This is a genomic window from Rhizobium sp. Leaf384, from assembly GCF_001424065.1.
GTDB lineage: Bacteria > Pseudomonadota > Alphaproteobacteria > Rhizobiales > Rhizobiaceae > Ferranicluibacter.
This window is the reverse complement of record NZ_LMQE01000005.1, coordinates 713,320-732,366: the sequence shown is the minus strand read 5'-3', so window position 1 is coordinate 732,366 and position 19,047 is coordinate 713,320. Positions and strand designations below refer to the sequence as shown.

The 19,047-nt window shown below is 66.7% G+C and carries 9 protein-coding genes; 5 read left to right on the top strand and 4 right to left on the bottom strand.

What is annotated here, in order from left to right:
• The first annotated feature begins 131 nt into the window (after positions 1-131).
• Together ASG25_RS11815 and ASG25_RS11810 are read left to right on the top strand one after the other, a co-directional pair.
• Positions 132-1,985, top strand: a complete 1,854-nt coding sequence (locus tag ASG25_RS11815; protein WP_062473729.1) for an ABC transporter ATP-binding protein — start codon at positions 132-134, stop codon at positions 1,983-1,985.
• Positions 1,986-2,225: 240 nt separating this feature from the next.
• Positions 2,226-4,094 carry an ABC transporter ATP-binding protein gene (locus tag ASG25_RS11810; RefSeq protein ID WP_062473727.1) on the top strand — a complete coding sequence of 623 codons (1,869 nt, stop codon included), beginning with the start codon at positions 2,226-2,228 and terminating at the stop codon, positions 4,092-4,094.
• Between the two features lie 28 nt (positions 4,095-4,122).
• On the opposite strand, the gene ASG25_RS11805 is transcribed toward ASG25_RS11810, so the two are convergent.
• Positions 4,123-5,070 (bottom strand): endonuclease/exonuclease/phosphatase family protein, encoded by a 948-nt coding sequence (locus ASG25_RS11805; RefSeq protein WP_062473725.1) that lies wholly within the window; start codon positions 5,068-5,070, stop codon positions 4,123-4,125.
• A 496-nt stretch (positions 5,071-5,566) separates the two neighbouring features.
• Between ASG25_RS11805 and petA the strand changes: the two genes are divergently transcribed.
• The 3 genes from petA to ASG25_RS11790 are packed head-to-tail and all read left to right on the top strand — an operon-like array spanning position 5,567 to position 8,354.
• Positions 5,567-6,145, top strand: a complete 579-nt coding sequence (gene petA / locus ASG25_RS11800; protein WP_062474532.1) for a ubiquinol-cytochrome c reductase iron-sulfur subunit — start codon at positions 5,567-5,569, stop codon at positions 6,143-6,145.
• Between the two features lie 14 nt (positions 6,146-6,159).
• Complete coding sequence (locus ASG25_RS11795; RefSeq protein ID WP_062473723.1) at positions 6,160-7,431, top strand: cytochrome b N-terminal domain-containing protein; 1,272 nt, start codon at positions 6,160-6,162, stop codon at positions 7,429-7,431.
• A gap of 32 nt (positions 7,432-7,463) precedes the next feature.
• Positions 7,464-8,354, top strand: coding sequence for a cytochrome c1 (locus ASG25_RS11790; RefSeq protein ID WP_062473721.1), 891 nt, complete (start codon positions 7,464-7,466; stop codon positions 8,352-8,354).
• 129 nt (positions 8,355-8,483) lie between these two features.
• Here ASG25_RS11790 and ASG25_RS11785 read toward each other — a convergent pair whose 3' ends face one another.
• The 3 genes from ASG25_RS11785 to ASG25_RS11775 all read right to left on the bottom strand — a co-directional run bounded on the left by ASG25_RS11785 (position 8,484) and on the right by ASG25_RS11775 (position 18,545).
• The gene (locus tag ASG25_RS11785) at positions 8,484-8,720 is read right to left on the bottom strand and encodes a hypothetical protein (RefSeq protein ID WP_062473719.1); all 237 of its coding nucleotides are present in this window, start codon (positions 8,718-8,720) and stop codon (positions 8,484-8,486) included.
• 212 nt (positions 8,721-8,932) lie between these two features.
• Positions 8,933-9,232 (bottom strand): hypothetical protein, encoded by a 300-nt coding sequence (locus tag ASG25_RS11780; RefSeq protein WP_062473718.1) that lies wholly within the window; start codon positions 9,230-9,232, stop codon positions 8,933-8,935.
• A 319-nt stretch (positions 9,233-9,551) separates the two neighbouring features.
• A complete protein-coding gene (locus tag ASG25_RS11775) occupies positions 9,552-18,545 on the bottom strand; it encodes a hypothetical protein (protein WP_062473716.1) in 8,994 nt (2,997 codons plus the stop codon).
• Between the last annotated feature and the right edge of the window lie 502 nt (positions 18,546-19,047).

Here is a 19,047-nt window from a genome sequence, read left to right as displayed (position 1 = left end):
TCGCGGCCCCGTTATCCCGAATGCGGACGTTTCCGCCTTCCTGACCCCCACTTTTCGCCGCGATCTCGTGGACCGACCGCATTCCGGTCGTCGGGAATCGCTCCGGAATCTCCTGTTCTTGGAGCCTGATCATGTTCGGCTGGTTTGAATCCCGCCTCGAAGCCTATCCCGAGGCGGAGCCCGAAGCTCCGCCGGAGGGGCTGTTTGCCTTCTGCTGGCACTATTCACGGCCGGCCGCCCCGTGGCTGCTGCTGATGGCCGTCTGCGCGATGCTGATCGCCGTCGGGGAAGTCGCGCTGTTCCAGTTTCTCGGAAATCTCGTCGACTGGCTGTCGGCGGCCGACCGGAACACGTTCTTCCAGACGGAGGGAACGCGTCTCATGATCATGGGCGCGATCATCCTCATCGGCCTGCCGGGCATCGTGGCGCTGAACTCCATGGTCATGCACCAGATCCTGCTCGGCAACTATCCGATGATCGCGCGCTGGCAGATGCACCGCTACCTCCTGCGGCAGAGCATGACGTTCTTTGCCAACGAGTTTGCGGGCCGCGTCGCCACCAAGGTCATGCAGACGTCGCTGGCCGTTCGCGAGACGGTCATGAAGATCCTCGACGTGTTCGTCTATGTCGTCAGCTACTTTGTCTCGATGCTCGTCGTCGTGGCAGCGGCCGACTGGCGGCTCTTGGCGCCTCTCGTCCTCTGGATGGCGTGCTATATCGGCATCGTCGCCTATTTCGTGCCGCGTCTGCGCAAGATCTCGAAAGAGCAGGCCGATACGCGCTCGATGATGACCGGCCGGATCGTCGACAGCTACACCAACATCGCGACCGTCAAGCTGTTTTCGCATGCGGGCCGGGAAGAGGTCTATGCCAAGGACAGCATGGACGCCTTCCTCGGCACCGTGCACCGGCAGATGCGCAAGGTCACGCTGTTCCACGTGCTGGTCTACACCAACAACTGCGTCGCGCTGTTTGCGATCGCCGCCCTCGGCATTCACCTGTGGATGACGAGCGACGTGTCGATCGGCTCGATCGCGATCGCGGTCTCGCTCGCCATGCGCATCAACGGCATGTCGCAATGGGTGATGTGGGAGGTCTCGGCGCTCTTTGAAAACATCGGCACGGTCTATGACGGGATGGCGATGATGACGAAGACGCACGACATCATCGATGTGCCCGATGCCAAGGTGCTCGACGCGTCGCGCGGCGGGATCGTCTTCGAAGCGATCGGCTTCGACTATGGCAAGCACAAGCAGGTCATCGACCGGCTGTCCCTGTCGATCGCGCCGGGCGAGAAGGTGGGGCTGGTCGGCCGGTCGGGCGCCGGCAAGACGACGCTGATGAACGTGCTGCTGCGATTCTACGACCTTAAATCCGGTCGCATCCTGATCGACGGGCAGGACATTGCCCAAGTGACGCAGGACAGCCTGCGCCGGCAGATCGGCGTCGTGACGCAGGACACCTCGCTGCTGCATCGCTCCATCCGCGACAACATCGCCTATGGGCGGCCGGAGGCGAGCGACGCGGATATCATCGCCGCCGCCAAACGCGCCAATGCCTGGGACTTCATTGCGGTCCTCGAGGACAACCAGGGCCGAAAGGGTCTGGACGCGCAGGTTGGCGAGCGGGGCGTCAAACTGTCGGGCGGCCAGCGCCAGCGGATCGCGATCGCGCGCGTGTTCCTGAAGGACGCGCCGATCCTGATCCTCGACGAGGCGACCTCGGCGCTCGATTCGGAAGTGGAGCAGGCGATCCAGGAGAACCTGTTCGCGCTGATGTCCGGCAAGACTGTCATCGCGATCGCCCACCGGCTGTCGACGCTGACGGAGATGGATCGCCTCGTCATTCTCGAACAGGGCGAGATCATCCAGACCGGCACCCATGCCGAACTCGTCGCGACCAAGGGTCTCTATGCCGACCTCTGGTCCCGCCAGTCGGGCGGGTTTCTGCAGGAGGACGACGCGACGGACGCGGCGGCGGAGTAGGCGCCTCGGGTCGGCGCAGGCTGCCGACCGTCATGCCGCATCTCGATTTGCTCCGTGGGCTTGGCTGTCCTTCTTCTCTCCGTCTTCCCTTTCCGTCTCCCCGTGCGCGGGGAGACGGTCGCGCCCGTGAGACGAGAGCCAAGCCCTATCCCTCGGCTCGGTCCATCATGGACGGAATTTAACGCGCCCTGACGCCGCCCGTGCATTGTCGTGACCGGCTTGGCGCGTATATTCCCCGCCATGTTCCTGCGCCCCATCTTCCGCACCTTCGAAACCTGGATCCAGCCCTTTGCGCACAAGGAGGCCCTGCAGCCCCCGCGCGGTTTGGTCGGGTTCATCTGGTTCTATATCCGGCAGGCCAAGGCGCCGTTCGTCGCGATGCTGGTGCTCGGCGGAATGAGTGCGGCGATCGAGGCGGCGCTGTTCTGGTTCGTCGGCCGGCTCGTCGATATCCTGGCGACGGTGGACCGGAGCGCGGGATGGGACGGGCTGCTCGCGAGCCACGGGCGGGAACTCGTCGGCATGCTGCTCCTCATCGGCGTCGTGCGCTTCGTGGTCACGCTGCTGATGGCGCTGGTCGATCAGCAGATCATCACGCCGGGCTTCTACAATCTGGTGCGCTGGCAATCCTATCTGCATGTGGCACGGCAGTCGGTCTCCTTCTTCCAGAACGACTTTTCCGGGCGGATCGTCACCAAGGTCTGGTCGGGCGGGCAGGCGGCGGGCGACGTCGTGACCTCGCTCATGGAGAGCGTCTGGTTCGTCGGCATCTATTCCGTCTCGACGCTGGTGCTGGTCGGGCAGCTCGACCTGACGATGGCGGCGGTCGTGCTCGTCTGGCTCGTCATCTTCTCGGCGCTGGCGCGCTATTTCGTGCCGCGCATCCGGGCCCATTCGAAAGAAACGGCCGAGGCGTCCTCCATGCTTTCGGGCCGGATGGTCGATGCCTACTCCAATATCCAGACGCTGAAGCTGTTCGGACGCGACGAGGAAAACGATCGCTACATGCGCGACGGTTTCGATACGTTCCAGGCCACAACGCTGCGCTTTACCCGCTTCATCACGGGCGTGCGGGCGTCCATGGCGCTGCTTTCCGGCATCATGATCGTGACGATGGCCGCTCTCAGCGTGCATCTCTGGCTTGCCGGCGCCATCAGCTCCGGCGCCGTCGCCTTTACGCTGGCGCTTGTCCTCCGGCTCAATTTCCTGCTGTCGCGGATGATGGTGCAGTTCAACGGCATCATGCGCAACATCGGCACGATCCAGAACGCGGCCGACATGATCGCCCAGCCGATCGATCTCGTTGACAGACCGAAGGCGCCCGACCTTGTGGTGCGGCAGCCGAGCATCGCCTTTAACGGCATCCGCTTTCACTATGGGCGCGGTCAGGGCGTGATCGACGACCTTTCGCTGACGATCCGGCCGGGGGAGAAGGTGGGCATCGTCGGGCGCTCGGGCGCGGGAAAATCGACGCTCGTCAACCTGCTCCTGCGGTTCTACGATCTGGAAGGCGGGAGGATCACGATCGACGGGCAAGATATCGCCGGCGTCCGGCAGGAATCGCTGCGCGCCCAGATCGGCATGGTGAGCCAGGACACGTCGCTTCTGCATCGCTCCATTCGCGACAACATCCTCTTCGGGCGCCCGGATGCCGACGACCGCGCGCTGCGGCTGGCGGCGGAGCGGGCCGAGGCGCTGGCCTTCATCGAGCGGCTGGAAGACCAGCGCGGGCGCACCGGTTTCGATGCGCATGTCGGCGAGCGGGGCATCAAGCTTTCGGGTGGGCAACGCCAGCGGATCGCCATTGCCCGCGTCATGCTGAAGGATGCGCCCATCCTCGTGCTTGACGAGGCGACGTCGGCCCTCGATTCCGAAGTGGAAGCGGCCATCCAGGACAATCTGGACGAGCTGATGAAGGGCAAGACGGTGCTGGCCATCGCGCATCGGCTTTCGACGATCGCGGCGCTCGACCGGCTCATCGTGATGGATGGCGGCGCGATCGTGCAGGACGGCACGCATGCCCAGCTGATCGCCCAGAAGGGGCTCTATGCCGAGCTCTGGTCCCGACAATCCGGCGGCTTCCTGGCCCGGGAAGAGGCGGCGCAATAGAGCGGCGTCGCCGGGCCGGCAGCTAGAATTACGGCCTGCGGATCGCGAAGTCGGCGACGAGACCGTAATGGTTCGATCCGAAATCCCGATCGAGCCGCTTCACCGATAGCGGAACGAGGGGCGGGCGGCTGAAGATGTGGTCGATCGCCACGCCGAGGCCCGTATCCACCAACTGGACCGGCCACGTCGCGGGCTCGCGCGGGACGGTGCGAAAGCGCAGCAGCCGGACCATCTTCTGCATGTCCGGTGCGATCGTGCCGGAGTTGAAGTCGCCCGCCAGCACCACCGGTTCCGTCGTATTGCGCAGGAAGGCGGTGAGGTGGGCGAGTTCCCGGATGTGGTAATCGTCGAAAAAGGGTTTCGACAGATGCGCGGCCACCATGCGGAAAGCGCCGCCCGGTAGCGCGATCCGCGCCGACATGACACGATCCTTGCGAAGGTCGCTGAGGTCGCCGACGGCGATGTCCGTCATCGGGTATTTCGAGAACATGAGCAAATCGCAGGTCGGCGTGTGATCGCCGCAGCCGAGCCGATAGGGGTAGACGGCGGCCAGACGCTGCAACTGCATGAAGAGCGGCTCGCCCTCCAGGATCACGACGACGTCGGCCTTCGACGCCATCACCATGTCGGCCACGGCCGTAGCGCCCGTGAGATTGTCGCCGAGCATGTTGAACGAAACGATTCGCAGCGCCGGCCCCGCAGCTTTGTCCGCAGCCGTCGCCTCGATCGCAAATTCGCGCTTCATGAGGACGCCGTGACCGGCAAGCCCGAGCGCTGCGACGAGCAGCACAAGGCTGACGCGGCTCCGGGTCAGCAGGAACGCGACCAGCATGGACAGCGCGATGGCCACGGCGACATGGGTCTGCATGCTGTTGAGAAGCAGCAGCGGCCAGAGGACCACGACATAGCGGAAGGCGCATAGGGAAAGGCCGATGACCGCAAGCGTGTTGAGGACGGTCCCGAGGGTCTGGCGCATAGCAGGGCTCCTTCTGCCGATCCGGTCAAGCGCCGGTAGCACGAAGCGGTAGATGCTGCAATGCAGCATAAGCCGTCCGGCATAAGCCCGCGGGCCTATCCGCGGCTGTGCGGGCCAAGGCGAGACCTCTCCTGCGGTCGAGGCCAAGCCGTCTGTTCGGGACGGAAACCGCTGTGCCTTCGGCCTGCGACGTTCGGCCGCGACAATGCGTCATGGCGGACCTGACGCAAGGCTGCCCTGCGGCGTTTGCAAGGCTGGACAGGCCGGTTTTTCAAGCATAGAACCCCCGGACAAGGCTCGGGAATCCGCAGCAGCTGACGGCTGCCGGTTGCCCGACGGGAGGCCGCGGGGCAAGCGGTGAAGAAAATGTGGCGAGCCGGGCTCGCCTTATTGATTTGGCGCCGTTCTTTCGATCAAGTGCGGGAGGACAGAACCGGCGTCGGGGACGCGTGCGCGGCTTTTTTGAAGTCGCCGGGTTGAGAGGATGAAGAAGGCCGTGAGCGAACACCACACGACAAGCGAGACACCGAGCGAGCCGACGCGCCGCGACTTCCTGTATCTGGCGACCGGCATGGCCGGCGCCGTCGGCGTCGCAGCAGTGGCCTGGCCGTTCATCGACCAGATGCGGCCGGATGCATCGACGCTGGCGCTGGCGTCCATCGAGGTCGACGTGTCGAGCCTGCAGCCCGGCATGTCGCTGACGGCGAAATGGCGCGGCAAGCCGATCTTCATCCGCAACCGGACCGAGAAGGAAGTGGAAGAGGCCAAGGCCGTCCAGCTGTCCGACCTCAAGGATCCGGTGGCGCGGAACGCCAACATCGCGGCCGATGCGCAGGCCACCGACATCGACCGCTCGGCCGGCGAGGGCAAGGAAAACTGGATCGTCATGATCGGCTCCTGCACCCATCTCGGCTGCGTCCCGCTCGGCCAGGCCGGCGATTTCGGCGGATGGTTCTGTCCCTGCCATGGCTCGCACTACGATACGGCGGGCCGCATTCGAAAAGGCCCGGCGCCGATGAATCTCGCCGTGCCGAATTTTGCGTTCACATCCGATACAGTCATCAAGATCGGTTGAGGGGGATTGCCGATATGAGTGGGGAACATTCAACCTATACACCGACGACGGGACTGGAAAAGTGGGTGGACTCGCGGCTGCCGCTGCCGCGGCTGGTTCATGACAGCTTCGTCTCCTATCCGGTTCCGCGGAACCTGAACTACGCCTATACCTTCGGCGCCATGCTCTCGGTGATGCTGATCATCCAGATCGTCACCGGCGTCGTGCTCGCCATGCATTACGCCGCCGAAACCACCGTCGCGTTCAACTCGGTCGAGAAGATCATGCGCGACGTGAACCACGGCTGGCTGCTGCGCTACATGCATGCAAACGGCGCGTCGTTCTTCTTCATCGCCGTCTACCTGCACATCGGACGTGGCCTCTATTACGGCTCCTACAAGGCGCCACGGGAAATCCTCTGGATCCTCGGCGTGGTCATCTACCTCCTGATGATGGCGACCGGCTTCATGGGCTATGTGCTTCCGTGGGGGCAGATGTCCTTCTGGGGCGCGACCGTCATCACGGGCTTCTTCTCCGCCTTCCCGCTGGTCGGCGAATGGATCCAGCAGTTCCTGCTCGGCGGCTTCGCCGTGGATCAGCCGACGCTCAACCGCTTCTTCTCGCTGCACTACCTGCTGCCCTTCATGATCGCCGGCGTCGTCGTGCTGCACGTCTGGGCCCTGCATGTGACCGGCCAGACGAACCCGACCGGCATCGAGGTCAAGACCAAGACGGACACCGTGGCCTTCACGCCCTATGCCACGCTGAAAGACGCGCTCGGCGTATCCGTCTTCCTGCTCGTCTATGCCTGGTTCGTGTTCTACATGCCGAACTTCCTCGGTCATCCCGACAACTACATTCCTGCCAATGCGCTGAAGACGCCTGCCCATATCGTGCCCGAATGGTACTACCTGCCGTTCTACGCGATGCTGCGCGCCATCACGTTCAATGTCGGCCCGATCGATTCGAAGCTCGGCGGCGTCCTCGTGATGTTCGGGGCGATCATCGTCCTGTTCTTCCTGCCCTGGCTCGACACGTCGAAGGTCCGCTCGGCCGTCTACCGCCCCTGGTACAAGCTGTTCTTCTGGCTCTTCGTCGTCAACGCCATCCTTCTCGGCTGGCTCGGCTCGCGCCCGGCAGAAGGCGCCTATGTGGTGATGTCGCAGATCGGTACGCTCTACTATTTCGGCTTCTTCCTGGTGATCATGCCGGTTCTCGGCCTGATCGAGACACCGCGGCGCATTCCCAACTCCATCACCGAAGCGGTGCTGGAACAGAAGGCCCGCAAGACCCCGGTGGCGGCGTGATGCCGAGAGAAGAGACCAAGGAACGTACGACGATGAAACAGCTGATCACCGGCCTCTTCCTGACGGCCTTCGTGCTGGGCGGCACTGGCGCCGGAAGCGCGCTGGCGCAGGAAAACGCGCCGCATGAAGGCAAGACCGCCACCGAGGAGCATGGCGGCGGCACGCCGCACTTCCCGATCAAGAAGCCGCAGGAAGAAGACTGGACCTTTGCCGGTCCGTTCGGACACTACGACAAGGGCCAGCTGCAGCGCGGGCTCAAGGTCTACACGGAAGTCTGTTCCGCCTGCCACTCGATGAACCTCGTGGCCTACCGCATGCTGGAAGAGCTCGGCTATTCCGAAGCGCAGGTGAAATCCTATGCGGCCAACTACGAGGTCCAGGACGGGCCGAATGCGGACGGGGAAATGTTCACCCGAAAGGCCCTGCCGTCCGACCATTTCGTGTCGCCGTTCCCGAACGTCGAAGCCGCGGCTGCCGCCAACAACGGTGCGGCTCCGCCAGACTTCTCGCTGATCGCGAAGGCCCGCGGTATCGAACGCGGCTTCCCGACCTTCATCTTCGACATGTTCACGCAGTACCAGGAAGGCGGCCCGGACTATATCCACGCGCTGCTCAATGGCTATGAAGAGCCTCCGGCCGGCGTCGAGATCGCGGCGGGCACCCACTACAACCCGTACTTCGCCAATGCCGCGGCGCTCGCCATGGCCAAGCCGCTGTCCGACGGACAGGTGACCTATGAAGACGGGTCGCCGCAGACGGTCGAGCAGTACTCCCGCGACGTCGCGTCCTTCCTGATGTGGGCGGCAGAGCCCCATCTCGAAGAGCGCAAGCGGACCGGCTTCATGGTGCTGATCTTCCTCCTGATCTTCACCGGCCTGATCTACCTGACCAAGAAGTCCGTCTACGCCAACAAGGAACACTGAACCGTCCCCGGCAGAGGCCGGATCGTTCGGCAACCTCGAGGAAGACGCCCATCGTAAAAAGGCCCCGCATTGCGGGGCCTTTTTCGTTGGTGGATATTTCGGGAGCCGATCGGCGCCTGCCTGGACGGCCTATGACCAGAAGCGGCGGAAGGTCGGGATGTGGTCGGATTCGGCTTTCCGGTAACCGACGCCGTGGCCGATGAGGAAGCCGGCGAGGCCGACGAGGCCGAGGAGCAGGAGGGTCGAGGAGGGATGCTCTGCGGCCGTCTGGCGAACGGCCGTGGCTTCCGAGCGGACGAGGTTTGCCGCCTTGGTTGCCGTCGATTCGTGTTCGCGATGCCCTTCGGGCAGGTCAAGATTGGTCATGTCTTTCTCCTTTGCTTCATGGTCCGCCCGTTGCGGAGGCCGGAAGAACCGCCCGAGCCGCGGGCGCTTGTCCTGTCCGCAAAACCGACGATGGCTGCCGCTGCACGGGACTCAAGTGCGTTGCGTCAAAAGGGTTCACCCAACGCGCTTTGAGGTCTTGTTTTGATGCATCTCGTTTCCCGAAATCGCTGCACACGTTCGGGCGACATGCATTAGCGATTGTTGTCGATGTCCAACTCGATCTGGCGTCGCGAAATCAGCTCGAGCGACCGGTCCGGAGCGACGCGATAGGTCTCCTGCCATTCCCGCCCGTCGGGTGCGCGGAACCGGTGCGGGAACGTGCTGCCGATCGGTGATTTGGTGAGCCTGGTGGTCGGTTGCCCACGATAGGTGATGCTGCCCGGAATGGGTTCGACCGCATTGCCGGATGTGCCCGAGGCGGTTCCCTCCGTGGTGCAGGCCGTGAGGCCGAACAGCGCGGCGGCGACGATGGCAAGAGCCTGTTTCTTCATGGATCACCTTTCTGGACATCGGCCCGCTGAGGGGCGCGAGGTCGCCGATTAAACGCGCCCGAAGGGGCGATCGTTCCACAACAGGTGATCTGGCGTCGCGCGCCGACATGTCAATATCTCGGGGTTTTCGCTGCGGCCGGAGCCGACGGCGCGAGCGTCGGGACGCGGAACCCGCGATGTGCTCAGCCGCCAAACGCCTGACGTGAAAAACCCGCCGCACGGGAAACCGGCCGACGGGTCGAAGACATCAGAGAAGCTCGGGGCCGCTGTGCCCCGGCAGAATGGCCGGCGGGAGCGATGGTGCCCCCGCCCGGCGAGATCAGCTGAACCGTCCGGCGGCATGGGCCAGCATGGTATAGACCTTGCCGGTGTCCGAGGTCAGGTAGGTCTGCGTGATCACGCGATCGCGATCGTTGCGGGCGACGTCCGCCAGCAGCTTTTCGAAATCGGCGATGTAGCGATCGACGGCCGTCCGGAATTCCGGCTCGCGGTCGTATTTCCGCTGGATCTCGTCGAACGTCTGCTGCCCCTTCAGCGTGTAGAGGCGGCGCGTGAACACGTCGCGCTCGCCGCGCTGGTAGCGGCGCCAGAGATCGACCGACGCATCGTGATCGATGGCGCGGGCGATATCGACCGAGAGCGAGTTCAGCGATTCCATCACATGGCGCGGATTGCGGCTGTCGGCGCTGCGCTGGCCTTGGGCCGCCGGGGCAGGCGACGTCTCGGGCCGCAGCCGTGCGGGCGGGATCTGCTGCGGCTCCTCGTCGCGCGAGGCACCGCGCAGCAGGTCGCGCATCCAGCCCGAACCACCTTCGCGCATGTCGTCCTCTGCCGAGGCCGGGCGGAGCGGCGAGCGATCGGCAAGGCCGACGCTGCCCCGCAGCGGCGTGTCGGCGGGTGCAGAAGGCCGCAGGGGCGTTGCCGTTTCCTGCCGGGCGCGTGCGGCGTCCGCCTGCGGACGGGCGGCGGCTGCCGCCGAAGACGAGGCCTCCGCCCGGGCCTCGGACCGGGTCTCGAACCGGCTCTGCGGCGCGGACTGGGCCGGCTCGACCGACTCTTGTGCGGGCTGGTTGGGTGCCCGGGTCTGCACAGGCTGGCGCTGCGCCGGCTGAGACGGGGCAGAGGCAGGGGTCTGGGCCTGGGCCTGGGCCTGCGCAGGGCTCGTCGCCGGGGTTGCAGCCTGTCTGTCCTGCGGGGCCTGCCTGTCAGACGGGGCGTCAGCGCGCTGTTCGGTCGCCTGCGGACGGTCCGTTGGCGCAGGACGCGGCGTGGCGGACGTTGCCGAGGCCGGGGTTGGTGCCGGGGCCGGGGTCGGAATCGGGGCCGGGTGGCGGCGCGGCGTCATCTCGGCCTGCGGCGTCGACACGGGCCGGACAGCGCCGGCATCCGACGTGCGGGCGCCGAGAAGCGTCCCGGGCGTTGCCGGATAGGCCGCATAGGGATTGGCCGGGGATGCCGGGGCCACGGCCGTCTGGACCGGCTGCGGCTCGGCAAAGAGCGGCTGTGCATAGGTCTGCGTGGCGGGCGCATAGGCGGCCTGCGGCGTGGCCGGCTGACCGAAGGCCGGGGCAGGCGCAGGCTGGGCATAGGCGGGCTGGGCATAGGCAGGCTGGGCAGGTGCCTGCTGGGCAGGTGCCTGCTGGCTCGCCATCCGGGCGCGATGCGGCGTCGGTTCGCCGATCTCGAGCTGGCTGGACGAGCGTCCGACGATGTCGGACAGTTCCTGCAGGGCCTTGATCTGTTCCGACACGGCGCGGCGCATGACGGCCGCGTTTTCCTTGGCTTCTTCCGGCAGGTCGAAGGCGCCGCGCTTCAGTTCGGCGCGGGTCATGTCGAGTTCGCGGCGAATCTCCTCGCCCGAGCGGCGGATTTCGTCCGTCGCGCCGGCGAAGCGCGCGATGGCTTCGTCGACCGACTGACGGATCTGCTCGCGCATGGTCTCGGAGACGGCGTCGGAGCGCTTGCCGGTTTCGTCGAGCAGGCCGTCGATCTCCGACAGCGACGCTGCGACGCTGCCGCGCAGGCGGGCCGCAACGTCGCTCGAGCGTTCGTCCGCACGGGCAAACGTCCGGTCGACGGAGGCGCCGGCCGCATCGGTTGCGGCAGCGATCGCCTCGCGCATGGCGTCCCCGGCGGTCCGGGTGCGGGTTTCAGCCTCGGCCAGCGTGCGATCGACGTCGGAGAGGGCGCCACGGACGCCGTCGCGCAGCGTGCCGGCGACCTGGCCGGAACGTTCCTGCGTCCGGGCAAGCAGCGCGTCCACGGACTGACCGGCATCCTCGCCCGCCTGGGCGAAGGCATCGCGCATGGCGCTGGCGGCCGTCTGCGTGCGCTGTTCCGCATCGGTGAGGATGCGGCCGACCTCGTCGAACGAGGTCTGGATGCCGGTGCGCAGATTGCCGGCGATCAGGTTCGAGCGATCCTCGGCGCGCTGGAACGAGCCTTCCACGAAGCCTTCGAGCGCGCGCATGGTGCGCTCGATATCCTCGGAGCGGCTGACAAGGCCGACGGACAGGGTGCGCAGGGCCTCCTGGCGTTCCTCGAGCGTGCCGGCCAGGTTGGACTGGGCAGCGGCCAGGAGATCGGAGGCCTGGCCGAGCATGCGCGAATGGTCCTCGAACCGGCCGACGAGGCTGCCGACCTGGGACAGCGTGTTGGACGAGATCGCGACCAGCCGGTCGGCCTTGCCTTCGAGCAGGCGGGTGGAGGCCGACAGCATGTCGGATGTCCGGCTTGCCGTTTCGGAGAAGCGGTCGCCGGTGGCATTCAGGCGTTCGTCCATGTCGCCGAAGGTGCTCGTGGCTTCCCCGACGACATCGGCGATGGCCGCATTGCTGGCGGACAAGCGGTCGATGAGCGCTTCGGCGGTCGACTGCAGGCGGTTCTCGACCATCTGGATCGCCCGCGCCGTTTCCTCGGCGCGCTGCGAGATCGCCCCGAGCTGTTCGCCCGTGCGGGCGGAGAGGGCCGTGACGAGGGCGTCGTTTTCGGCGCGCAGGCGCTCCGCGCCGTCTCGGGCGGCCGTCGTGAGCCGGTCGGCAGCCTCGCGGCCGGCGACGACGTAGGACTCGACGACCGGGCGGGCCTGCTCCTCGATCAGGCGCGACAGTTCGCTGGTGCGGCCCGACAGCATGGCGTTCAGATCGCGCGTCCGCGCGTCGAGCGTGGTACGGATCGCTTCGCCGCGGGCTTCGAGCGCCTTTTCGACATCCGAGAGATTGCGCTGCAGGGCGTTGCCCTGTTCGGCGATGCGGTCCTGCGTGGCGGCGGCGCGGACGAGGGTCGCATCTGCGGCCTCCCCGACGCTGCGCGCCAGTTCGGCGCTGCGCATGGCGGCCGTGGCCGCCGTCCGCTCGATGGCGTTCTGGAAATCGGCCTGGCGCGCGGCCATGGCTTCGGCGAAATCGCCGCCGACCTTGGCGAGCACGTCGGACGACCGGACGGCTTCGGCATCGATATCCTGGGTGGTGTCCGAAACGGCGGTGCGCAGGCTGCCGACGAGATGCGCGGCCTTGCCCTCGATCGTGCGGCTGACATTGTCGAGGCCGACGGTCAGGGCGCGATCCATGGTGCCCAGGCGCTCTTCCAGACGCCCCGTGCCGCGATCGATCGACGTTTCGATGCGCGTTGCGGCTTCGTTGCTGATCCGGTCGAGGTCGTCGGTGCGCGAGGCCAGGGTTTCGGCGATGCGGCTGGCCGCCTCGCTGCTGATCCGGGCGATCTCGTCCGTGCGTCCGGAAAGGCTGTCGGAGATCCGCTCGGCGGCCGTGCGGCTGGCCTGATCGAGCTCGGAGACGCGCTCCGAGAGGGTGCCAACGATGCGGTCGCCGGCTGCGTCCACGCGGGCATCGACCGTTTCGACGCTGTCGCGGACGCGGGTCTCGAACTGGCCGAGGCTCGCCTCGATGCGGGCGCCGGTTTCGTCGAAGCGGGTGGTGATGCCGGTGATGGAGGTGTCCATCCTCTCGGTCAGGCCGTCGGCGGCGCGCGTCAGTTCGGCCGTGGTGTCGCCGAGGCTCAGGGCCATGCGCGTGGTGCTGTCGCGCAGGCGGTTGTCGAGGGCTTCGGCGCTCTGGTCGATCGTGCGGGCGAGGGCCTCCTGGCGCTCCTCGAGTGTCATCTCCAGCATGCCGGTGCTGGCGGCGATCGTGGTGGCAATGGTCGCTGCCTGGTCGTTCAGCATGTCGGCAAGCTGGCTGGAGCCATCGGCGACAGCGGTGTTGAGAGCCGCGATGCGCGTGTCGAGCGTGACGCGCAGACGGTCTTCCGTGGTGGACATGGTCTGGTCGAGGCTGGCGGCGCGGGCCGACAGGGTCTGCTCGATCGCACCGGCGCGGACGTCGATGGCGGCGGCCAGTTCTGCGGCATGGGCCGACAGCGCACCGGCAATTTCGCCGCTTGCGCCCGTCATGGTACCGGCGATGGCGGTGACGCGGCCGGTCATGTCGTCCGCAATCTGGCCGCTGCGGGTGGTCAGGTTGCGGTCGATCTCGGCGATCCGGTCGGTCAGTGTTTCCGAGATGGTCGTCGCGCGGAACGCCAGCTGGTCGGCGATGTCCTCGACGCGCGTCGTCAGGGTGTCGCCGAGTTCCGAAGCGCGACCGGTGAGGATGCGCGACAGGTCTTCCGTGCGTTCGGCAAGCCGGTTGTCGATGGCGGCGGTCTGCCCGGTCAGGGTCTCGTCGAGGGCGCGGGCGTGCTGGTCGATCATCGTGCCCAGGCGGGCGGTGGTGCCGTCAAGCGCCTGTTCGATCCGATCGGTCGCGCCGGTGAGGGAGCCCGACAGGGCGGCGGTGCGCTCCTCGATGCCGCTGGTGGCGTCGTTCAGCATGTCGCCGATGCTGGACGCGCTGGTGGCCAGCAGGAAGTCCAGGCGTTCGGTCGTGCCCTCGATCGCGTTCTCGATGGCGGCGGTCGAGCCGTTGAGCACGCCGGTCAGCGCCGAGGTGCGGCTCTCGAGCATCGCGTCCATGCGGTCGGCGGTGCCCGATACCGTCTTGTCGAGCTGGCGCGTGGCTTCCGAGAGCGTGCTCCGGATCGTGCCGGCGCCGCGGACGAGAACCGCGTTGATATCCTCGGCATTGCCGTCGACGGCCGCCTCGATGGTGGCGCTGGTGGCCGCCAGCTCGCGGGCCCGGGCGGCGAGGACCGCGTCGATGCGCTCGGCAGATCCGGCGAGCGTGCCGTCGAGCAGAGTGGTCGCACCGGCAAGCCGTTCCGATAGACCGGTCGTGCCGCGGGCAAGAAGGCTGTCGAGCTGTTCGGTGCTGCCCTCGATCACGCCTTCGATGCCGGCAGTGGACGAGGCGAGAACGCCGGAGAGCGACAGGGTGCGCTCCGACAGGACCTCGTCGATGACATGCGCGGAACCGGCAAGCGTCGTGTCGAGCGTGCGGGTGGCAAGGTCGAGCGTCTGGGACAGTTCGGCCGTCCGGCGGGAGAACACCTGGTCGATCTGTTCGGAGGTTCCCTCGATCGCGCCCTCGATGCCGGCGGTGGACGACGCCAGCACGCCCGACAGGGTCATGGTGCGTTCGGTCAGGATGTCGTCGATGCGCTCGGCGGTGCCCGTGAAGGTGGCGTCGAGCGCGCGCGTGGCCTCCGACAGCGAACCGGTAAGGGTCGTCGTGCCGCGGCTCAGCACGCGGTCGATCTGCTCGGCCGTGCCTTCGACGGCGCTTTCGATGCCGGCGGTGGACGACGCCAGCACGCCCGACAGGGTCATGGTGCGTTCGGTCAGAATGTCGTCGATGCGCTCTGCGGTGCCCGTGAAGGTGGCGTCGAGCGCGCGCGTGGCCTCCGACAGCGAACCGGTAAGGGTCGTCGTGCCGCGGCTCAGAACGCGGTCGATCTGCTCGGCCGTGCCTTCGACGGCGCTTTCGATGCCGGCAGTGGACGACGCCAGCACGCCCGAGAGCGACATCGTCCGCTCGGCCATGATGTCTTCGATGCGTTCCGCCGTTCCGTCGAACGTCCGGTCGAGCGTCCGTGTGGCTTCGGCCAGGCGGCCGGTCAGGTTTTCGGTGTTGTGCGAGAGGACGCGGTCGATATCGCCCGCGGCACCCTCAACGGCGCTTTCGATGCTGGCGGTCGAGGAGGCGAGGACGCCGGACAGCGTCAGGGTGCGTTCGGTCAGGATCTCGTCGATCTGCTCGGCCTTGCCGGCGAATGTGGCGTCGAGGGCACGTGCGGCCTCTGATAGCGTGGTGTTGAGGGTGGTCGTGCCGCGCGAAAGGATCTGCTCCATCTGCTCGCTCGTGCCTTCGAGCGCCGCCGTCGACCCTGCGAGGGCGCCGGCCAGACGGGTCGTGCGCTCCGCCATGACCTCGTCGATGCGATCGGCCGTTCCCGAGAACGTCGCGTCGATGGCGCGCGTTGCGCCCGACAGCCGCTCCGAGAGGTTCGCCGTGCCCTGCGACAGAAGCGTGTCGATCTGCGCGGTGGTTCCCTCGAACAGGCTTTCCATCCCGGCCGTCGTGCCGGCGAGGACGCCGGAGAGTTCGAGCGTGCGCTCCGTCAGCAGGGAGTCGATCTGTTCGGCCGTGCCTTCGAGCGCCGCCGTCGAGCTGGCGAGAACGCCCGAGAGCGTCATGGTGCGCTCGCTGATGATGTCGTCGATCCGCTCCGTCGTGCCGGTGAATGCGCCCTCGATCGTGCGCGCAGCGTTCGACAGGGTGACGTCCAGCGCGCCGGCGCGGTCGCTGATCAGCGATTCGATGCGCGCCGCATTGTCGGACAACGTTTCGGTGATGGTGGCCGCGCGGGCTGCCATGATGCCATCGATCCGGGCGCCATTGTCCATCAACGCACTGTCGAGCGCTTCGGTGCTGGTCGCCAGCATGATCGAGAGTTCGAGCGTGCGGTCCGACAGGGTCTCGTCGAGGCGCTGATGGCTGCTGGCGATCGTTTCGGCCAATTCGTCCGCCCGTGCGGTCAGCGATCCCTCGATGCGACCCTGGGCAGCATCGAGGCCATCGAGCAGGCCGCGGGCGCGGGTATCGAGCGTGTCCTGCAGGCGCTGCTCGGCACTGCCGATCGCCGCGGCGACATCCTCGCTCCGCGTTGCAAAGGCCTGTTCGATATTGCCCCGGGCCGCGTCGAGCGCGCCGAAAAGGCGCTCGCTGCGGCTGTCGAAGGCATCCGACAGGCGTCGTTCCGTCGTGTCCAGCGCCGCCGTCACGGCGCTCGTGCGCTCGGCCAGGAGGCTGCCGATCCGGGCCTCGGTGGCGCCAAGACCGCCGATGAGGGCGCTGGTCCGGGTGTCGAGCGTTTCGGTCAGGCGGGCCTCCGTGGAGCCCAGCGTCGTCTCGAGCCGTCCGGCACGGTCGGCAAAGCCGGTCTCGATCCGCTCCTGCGCGGCGGTGAGCGCACTCATGAGCGAGCCCGACCGCGCTGCGAGAACGCCGTCGATCCGCTCATGCGCCTGGTCGATCGCGCTGCCCATCTCGCCGGTCCGCGCCGAGATGCTTTCCTCGATGAGGGCCTGCGACGTGCCGAGCGTCGTGGCGATGGCGAGCGACTGGTCGCTGATGGCCGAGTGAAACTTGTCGAGCCCGTCGTCGAGCAGGCGACCGAGCGTGTCGGACCCGCCGGCCACGGTCCGGTCGATGCGCGAGAGGCTGTCCGCCATCTTGGCGTCCAGTAGGCCGGCGCGGCGATCGAAGGCGGTGGCGAATTCGTGGAACCGGCTGTCGAAGGTCGTCGCCAGCTGGCCGACCGTGCCCTGCAGTTTCTCCTCGAAGAAACCGGAGCGCAGGTCCAGATCCATGATCGCGTCGTCGGCCGCGGTCTTCAGGTTCTGACGGAAGCTTGCGCCCTTCTCGTCGAGCGCGCCGTTCAGCGTGTTGAGGATGTCGTCGAGGCCGCCGGTGATCGCCTGCTGGCCGATGACGAGGCTTTCATTGAGGTCGCGCGTCCGGGCGATCAGCGTTTCGTTGAGCTGGCGCGCCCGCTCGTTCAGCGCGGCGTTCAGCTTTTCCGTGCTGCTGTCGAGCGTCGAGGCCCGCGTTTCGAACTGTCCGAGCAACTGCTGGCCGCGTTTGATCAGCGTGTGGTTCAGGGCTTCGAGGCGGGTGTCGAACTCGTCGGTAATCTCCGCACCTGCCGCCGTCAGGCCGGTGACGAGGGCTTCTGTGCGCGTGCCGAGGAGCGTGCTGATCGACTGCGATGCGGCCTGCGACTTCTCCATGAGCGCGGCGGCACGGGTCTCGATCAGCGACGCCGCCGCTTCGCCCGAAATGGCGAGGCGCGTCTGCAGATCTTCGCTCGCATGCGTCAGGTCGTCGCGCAGCTGGGCATGGACGCCGGTGATGGAGGAGCGGATGCGCTCGGCATGGCCGACGATCGCCTCGCGCTCGAGACCGAGTTCCTGCACCAGGGTGCGAACCCGCAATTCGTTGTCGCTGTAGCTGCGTTCGAGGGCATTGACCTCGGAATGCACGAGGGTCTCGAGCTCCGTCGCGCGGGCGATCGTGCGTTCGATGCCTTCGTTCATGGCCGAGACTTCGCGGCGAACGGCCTGACCGACGGTCATGATGCGGTCGGATGCGGTGGTTTCCGGCTCGGCCAGGCGGAGTGCGACCTCCGTCATCGAGCGTGCGGCGTTCCGCATCTCCTGTGCACGCGCCATCATCACCCCGAAGGCAAAGAAGAGCATGACCGGCAGGACGATGAAGATGGCGGCGACAATGGCGCCGGGCAGGGCGGCGAGCGCTGCCAGCGAGCGGATCTGCCAGATTTCCGGTCCGTAGAGCAGGTTGGAAATGCCGAGGCCGGCGACGATCCAGACGAGCGACAGAATGGCGGCACCCCGCATCGCGGCACGGCCGGAGCGCGTCTCGAGCGAGCGCAGCATGGCGGGGCCGGAGCGGCGGCTGTCGTCATTGGCCGGAACGAAGGTCGGCGATTTCGCGCCCGGTGCGGCCGGCACGGCCTCCGGCGCAAGGCTGCGCGGCACGGCCAGCGGATCGTCGATGGGCTGCTCGGCGCGCGACGGCGCGGCTGCGGCTCGCGCGGCGTCTGGTCGCTGGGCTTCCGGTCGTTGTGCTTCGGGTCGTGGTGCGGGTGGCCTCTGGCCTGCGGCTCCGGTCACGCCTGCGGGCTGGGCGGGGCGGGCAGACGCTGCCGGCCGGGCGGGGCCCGCCGGACGGGACGGGGCGGCTGCGGCGCCCGGCGCCTTTTGCGCGGGCCGGCTCGCTTCCGGCGATGTCTCGTTGAGGGCGGACTTCAGTTCGTCGAAGTCGATCCTCAAAGCGTCTTCGAGCGCTTGGAAGGCCTTGTCGTCGATCGACTCGTTGCTCTTGTTCGTCGCCATGCAGATACGCCTCGTTACCGAACTTCCGTCTCGACATCGCGCAGCCGCAAGGCTGCCGACGACGCCGGATCGGGGGGTGAGGACAGTTCCTGCGCATTGGATGCACGCAATACAATGACCGCACCAATTTCATACCGCGACCGGCACTGCTTTTCCCATGGTCGCACAGCCATGGAAAGAGCCTTCCGGACAGATGTCGGTCCCGCTGAGAAACCGATATCCTGTAACGTATCGTAGTGACACATCCGGGGTAGTCTTACAATTAACGCCCCCGGCCAATCGTTAAAATGCTAACAAGTTCTTAACGAAAAACACGCCTGCGAGGCTGCGAACTCCCTGCAATGCTGCATGTTTTCCCTTGTTAACCATAGTTGACGAAAGGCGCCCTGATTGCGCCCCGTTTTCATCTGATAGCAGCCGCGCTGCTGTGAAATCCACGGGAGACGCCGATGCGGCTGCAGGCCGGGCGCGCAGGGCCGAAAGGTGCCTGCCGATCCGGCGA

Coding starts and splice junctions, on each gene's coding strand:
- ASG25_RS11790 (WP_062473721.1), top strand. CDS start 7,464: ATGAAACAGCTGATCACCGGCCTCTTCCTGACGGCCTTCGTGCTGGGC.
- ASG25_RS11805 (WP_062473725.1), bottom strand. CDS start 5,070: ATGCGCCAGACCCTCGGGACCGTCCTCAACACGCTTGCGGTCATCGGC.
- ASG25_RS11775 (WP_062473716.1), bottom strand. CDS start 18,545: ATGGCGACGAACAAGAGCAACGAGTCGATCGACGACAAGGCCTTCCAA.
- ASG25_RS11815 (WP_062473729.1), top strand. CDS start 132: ATGTTCGGCTGGTTTGAATCCCGCCTCGAAGCCTATCCCGAGGCGGAG.
- ASG25_RS11795 (WP_062473723.1), top strand. CDS start 6,160: ATGAGTGGGGAACATTCAACCTATACACCGACGACGGGACTGGAAAAG.
- ASG25_RS11810 (WP_062473727.1), top strand. CDS start 2,226: ATGTTCCTGCGCCCCATCTTCCGCACCTTCGAAACCTGGATCCAGCCC.
- ASG25_RS11785 (WP_062473719.1), bottom strand. CDS start 8,720: ATGACCAATCTTGACCTGCCCGAAGGGCATCGCGAACACGAATCGACG.
- ASG25_RS11780 (WP_062473718.1), bottom strand. CDS start 9,232: ATGAAGAAACAGGCTCTTGCCATCGTCGCCGCCGCGCTGTTCGGCCTC.